5 protein-coding genes are annotated in these 4,718 nt (G+C 55.8%); 1 reads left to right on the top strand and 4 read right to left on the bottom strand.

What is annotated here, in order from left to right:
- A partial coding sequence (dapF, locus tag R6U41_RS03780; protein ID WP_410268502.1) for a diaminopimelate epimerase occupies nt 1-492 on the bottom strand: 492 nt, incomplete at its 3' end.
- 574 nt (nt 493-1,066) lie between these two features.
- Between dapF and typA the strand changes: the two genes are divergently transcribed.
- Nucleotides 1,067-2,896 carry a translational GTPase TypA gene (gene typA / locus R6U41_RS03775; protein ID WP_410268501.1) on the top strand — a complete coding sequence of 610 codons (1,830 nt, stop codon included), beginning with the start codon at nt 1,067-1,069 and terminating at the stop codon, nt 2,894-2,896.
- 15 nt (nt 2,897-2,911) lie between these two features.
- Here typA and R6U41_RS03770 read toward each other — a convergent pair whose 3' ends face one another.
- The 3 genes from R6U41_RS03770 to dmeF form a co-directional block, all read right to left on the bottom strand.
- A complete protein-coding gene (locus R6U41_RS03770; protein WP_410268500.1) occupies nt 2,912-3,070 on the bottom strand; it encodes a rubredoxin in 159 nt (52 codons plus the stop codon).
- A 43-nt stretch (nt 3,071-3,113) separates the two neighbouring features.
- Nucleotides 3,114-3,743 (bottom strand): LysE family translocator, encoded by a 630-nt coding sequence (locus R6U41_RS03765; protein WP_410268499.1) that lies wholly within the window; start codon nt 3,741-3,743, stop codon nt 3,114-3,116.
- The coding region (gene dmeF, locus R6U41_RS03760; RefSeq protein ID WP_410268498.1) for a CDF family Co(II)/Ni(II) efflux transporter DmeF at nt 3,740-4,718 on the bottom strand (979 nt) is incomplete at its 5' end. The genes dmeF and R6U41_RS03765, both read right to left, overlap by 4 nt.

Below are 4,718 nucleotides of genomic sequence, written 5' to 3'. Positions count from 1 at the left end.
GACAATCACGCAGTGGGGGTTTCCAATGGTGGCGGCGCAAAATCTGAGGCTCTGGCCGCAGATGATCATGGATTCATTGATGACTTCCCGCGGAGCGCCGGTCACCGGAATCTGGGTGCTGGTAAAGCTTACCTGTCCCATTTCCACTGAAATCATGTGTCCGGCGTCACTGACCTGTGCTGTGACCGGCCCGCCCATGGTGTTGATGGCAAAGGGCGCGTCAGCCACCCGGTCCCGGTCATGGAGGTATCCGGCGAAAATGCGCAGTCCGTTTCCGCTTTTTTCCGCCTCGCTGCCGTCCGGGTTGAAAATGCGGACCCCGAAAGCCCCGTTTTCTTCAAAAAACGGGCCCAGCAGAATTCCGTCAGCCCCGAGCCCGCACTGGCGGTGGCAGATGCGGCGGATGGCCCCGGGCTCAAGGCCGTCTTTGACCTGGCCGGGTTCAATAACAATATAGTCGTTTCCCAGTCCGTGATATTTGTAAAATTCCATAACTTCATTTCCCTGACAGTTTGCTGCACACTACAAAATTGTCTGAAAACTTGTAAACCAACATATCTTATCAGCCCCTGCTCCGGCAAACAAGAAAATTGACAGCAGATTTGAATGGCTTTGAAAAGTCGATTTCTTCTCTCTGAAATTATGTTGAGCACGGTTTAATTGGTCTGATAACGTTCTCTAGTTCCAAGCAAGCCCAAGGTCGGGGTCGGTTTTTGAAGCGACATTGAGCGTTTACGGAAAAATTCAGCAAATGCCGGAGCGAAAAAATTTCAAACTGTTTGAGGCCGACAGGCCGAGTTTTTGAAATTTTAAGCGAAGGCATTGGCTGAATCCGTAAACGGTCAGGAGCGAAAAAACTGACCCCGGCCGCAGGGCTTCCTTCCTGCAACAACAGCGGACGCGGTAAAAAGCTTTTTAGGGTTTTGTCGAGTTTTTGATCTCCGGTTTTTGGGCTCGCATAGAAAATCCTTGTGTTTATCCAAAAGATGTCTATATTGCCCCTTGCCCGGCGCATAATTGACGGCCGGGCGGTCAATTTTGCATAAAATTCGAAGAAAGGCCCCAATTGTCAGATACCAACACTGAAAATCAAATCAGAAACATTGCCATTATCGCACACGTGGATCATGGCAAGACAACCCTTGTGGATGCTATGTTCCGGCAAAGCGGATTGTTTCGCGACGGCCAGGAGACCGATGAGCGCATCATGGACAACATGGACCTGGAGCGGGAGCGGGGCATTACCATTGCCGCCAAGAACTGTTCTGTGATGTGGCAGGGCGTGCGCATTAATATGATTGACACCCCGGGGCATGCGGATTTCGGCGGGGAGGTGGAACGGGCCCTGATTATGGCCGACGCCGCGCTCCTGCTCGTGGACGCCTCAGAGGGGCCCTTGCCCCAGACCCGGTTTGTTTTGAGAAAAACCCTTGAGGCCGGCCTTTCGGTCATTGTTCTGATCAACAAGATTGATCGCAAGGATGCCCGGCCCGATGCGGTGCTAAATGAAATTTATGATCTTTTCATTGACCTGGGGGCTGATGACCGGCAGCTTGATTTTCCTTATTTTTATGCTGTGGGAAGAGACGGGATTGTCAAACAGCGCCTGGATGAAGATGCCGATAACCTGCATGTCCTGTTTGATACCATTGTCAGCCATGTGCCGCCCCCGGCCTGCGACCGGGAAAAACCCTTTCAGATGCTTGTGGCCGACCTGGGCTACAGCGATTACCTGGGCCGGCTGGCGGTGGGCCGGGTGACAAACGGCGAGGTAAAGGCCGGCGATCATCTGGTATGTGTCAAAAATTCCGCCACGCGGGTGCCCCTGAAGGTCTCCCGGCTGCAGGTGTATAAAGGCGCTGCCCTGTGCCCGGTGGATTCGGCCCGGGCGGGCGATATTGTGATTTTGTCGGGCATCGAGGATGTGGCTATCGGCGATACCCTCTGTGCCGGCGACCAGCCCGAGGCCCTGCCCCGGGTGCACGTGGACGAACCCACCATTTCCATGGTGTTTATGCCCAGCGACTCACCCTTTTCCGGCCGGGAGGGCAAATATGTGCAGTCCGCCAAGATCCGCCAGCGGCTTGTAAAGGAAACGCTTTTAAACGTGGCCATTGATCTCAAAGACACCGGAGAGCGGGACCGGTTCGTGGTCATGGGCCGCGGGGAGTTTCAGCTGGCCATTTTGATTGAAACCATGCGGCGCGAGGGTTTTGAGTTCTGCGTGGGCCGGCCCGAGGTCATCACCAAATATGAAAACGGGCAGAAGCTCGAACCTGTTGAGCATCTTTATGTGGACTGCAGTGAAGCCTATCTGGGCGTGGTCACGGAAAAACTGTCTGCGCGCAAGGGCAAAATGGTGCACCTGGAACACACCGGCTCCGGCCAGGTGCGAATGGAGTTTTCAGTGCCGGCAAGGGCGCTGATCGGCTACAGGGACACCTTTCTCACAGACACCCGGGGCACCGGGATCATGAATGCCAATTTCGCCGGCTGGGAAGCTTTCCGGGGCGATTTTCCCACCCGTCTGACCGGCTCTCTTGTGGCCGACCGGCCGGGCACTGCGGTCACTTATGCCCTGTTTCACCTGGAGCCCAGGGGCGAGTTGTTTATCCGCCCCGGCGATGCGTTCTACGAAGGTATGGTGATCGGCGAACACAGCCGGGAAATGGATGTCAACGTCAATCCGTGCAAGGAAAAAAAGCTCACCAACATGCGCGCTTCCGGAAAGGACGAGTCTCTGGTGCTCGCCCCGGTCAAGCCCATGACCGTGGAGCGGGCCATCGATTTTATCCGCGCTGATGAACTCGTTGAAATCACGCCCAAATCAATACGGATCCGAAAGGATGTTCTTGCTGCACACAAACGGCGCCAGCGCCTTTGCAGAAGCGCCTGACAGGGCCGGGGGAATTTAATCGAGTTTTTCGAAAAACTCTTTTTCCGCCCCGCACTTGGGACATACCCATTGATCCGGCAGATCGTCAAAAGCTGTTCCCGCCAAAACACCGTTTTCAGGATCTCCCTCTGCCGGGTCATAGACATATCCGCACGGGCATTCATATTTATCCATTGTTTGATTCTCCTGATGGGCATGTGCCGGCTTGCGTAAATGCTTACCGGTGGGTGGTGATCAGCTTTACTGCAAGGGCGGCAAAGACCGTGCCCGCCACCCGGTTTAGCCATATCTGCGCCTTTGGTGATCCGGCAAACCAGTCCCCGATGGCGCCGGCCAGCAGGGCGATCATGCCGAAAATCAGTACGGTGGCCGCAATAAAGATAAGCCCCAGCATCAGGATCTGCAAACTCACCGGTCCTTGCGCCGGATCGGCGAACTGGGGCAGAAACGCCAGAAAAAAGATGGAAACCTTGGGGTTGGTCAGGTTCATGACAATGCCCCGGCCGTAGAGATGCCTGCCCTTGAGCCGGGGCTGGCTGTTTTTTTCCAGCTTTGAGGCTCCGGCGGCAAAGCTCATCCAGGCCAGATAGAGAAGGTAAGCCGCGCCCGCGAGCTTCAGGGCGGTAAAGGCCAGGGCCGAGGCCTTGAAAATCACGGCCACGCCAAGGGCTACGGCTGTTGTATGGCCCACCAGGCCCGTGCAGAGCCCCAGAGTGACAAATATGCCCGACCATCTGCCGTGCAGGGCTGACTGGGTGAGCACGAAAATGTTGTCCGGCCCCGGGGCCAGGGCCAGGAGCACGGATGCCGAGAAAAATGCGATCATGGTTTCCGGGGCAATGATCATGGATTGTCTTTTTCTCCTGTGCCGGAAGGTTGATTTGCTTTCGGGTTGATTTCTACGGTAACATGGGACAAAGAGGCAATACTGCAAAGCTGCTGCTTGAAATCTTCAGGAGTTTGATGACTGCTGGTGCGCAGGGCCACGATGGCGCTGTGATGGCCAGGGCCGATTCGCCAGATATGCAGGTCTTCGACCTGTGTATCGGCCCCGTTTTCCAGGCGATCCCGGATCTGTCCGGCCAGGCCGGTGTCATTGTTGTAATCCAGCAGCACCCGACCGGTCTGGCCAAGCAGGCCCACGGACCAGCGGGTGATGACCAGGGCGCCTACAATGCCCATAACCGGATCCAGAAAAGCCCAGCCCCATATCTTGCCGATTGTCAGGGCCACAATGGCCAGAACAGAGGTCAGGGCATCGGCCAGCACGTGCAGGTATGCCGCCCGCAGGTTGTGATCATGGTGTTGATGACCGCATTCGGCCCCGTGATCATGGTCATGCTGGTGATGATGGTTTTCATTTAGAATAAATGCGCTGACCAAGTTTACCACAAGCCCGAGGACCGCCACCACAATGGCTTCATTAAACCGGATGGCCACCGGATCCAGGAGCCGGTGGATCGATTCGTAGGCCATGAGCATGGCAATCAAGGCCAGCAGAAGCGCGCTGGAAAACCCGGCCAGGTCGTTGATCTTGCCCGTGCCAAAGGTAAAGCGCCGGTCATTGCGGTATTTTCTGGCAAAAAAATAGGCTGCTGCCGTCAGCCCCATGGCAGAAGCATGGCTGGCCATGTGCCAGCCGTCAGCCAGAAGCGCCATGGATCCGAACACCATGCCCGAGACAATCTCGGCCACCATGGTCACGATGGTCAGACCGATGACAATCCAGGTCCTGCGCTCGTTGGCCTGCTGGTTGTCTGAAAAAAAACAGTGATCATGAGGACAGGAAAAGTCGCTGCGGCTGGATGGGTTCATGGTTCGG

This window comes from Desulfosalsimonas sp., assembly GCF_046483245.1.
Taxonomy (GTDB): domain Bacteria; phylum Desulfobacterota; class Desulfobacteria; order Desulfobacterales; family Desulfosalsimonadaceae; genus Desulfosalsimonas.
The sequence above is the reverse complement of the archived record's forward strand: the minus strand, read 5'-3'. Positions and strand labels throughout refer to the sequence as shown.